The following is a 323-nucleotide window of genomic DNA, read 5'->3' as shown; positions in this document are numbered from 1 at the left end:
GGCGCCATCGCCGGGTTGAGATAGGCGCGGATCAGCACATAGGCCACGTAGAAGCCCGCCAGCATCAGCCCGGGGATAAAGGCCGCGGTGAACAGGTCGCCGATCGAGACGTTGGCGGTCAGCCCGTAGATGATCAGCACGATCGAGGGCGGCACCATGGTACCGAGCGCGCCGCCGGCGCAGACCACGCCGATGGCGAGGTTCTTGTCATAGCCCAGCCGCAGCATCTGCGGCAGCGCGATCAGGCCCAGAAGCACCACCTCGCCGCCGATGATGCCCGACATCGCGGCGAGGATGACGGCCACCAGGATCGTCTGGATCGC

General features: G+C 66.9%; 1 protein-coding gene. It reads right to left on the bottom strand.

The features are described from left to right. Positions 1–323 (bottom strand): TRAP transporter large permease subunit (locus tag O4G76_RS22395; protein ID WP_269398938.1); only part of this gene is annotated, 323 nt, incomplete at both ends.

The sequence above is a fragment of the Limimaricola sp. G21655-S1 genome (assembly GCF_027213785.1).
Lineage (GTDB): Bacteria > Pseudomonadota > Alphaproteobacteria > Rhodobacterales > Rhodobacteraceae > Limimaricola.
The sequence above is the reverse complement of the archived record's forward strand: the minus strand, read 5'-3'. Positions and strand labels throughout refer to the sequence as shown.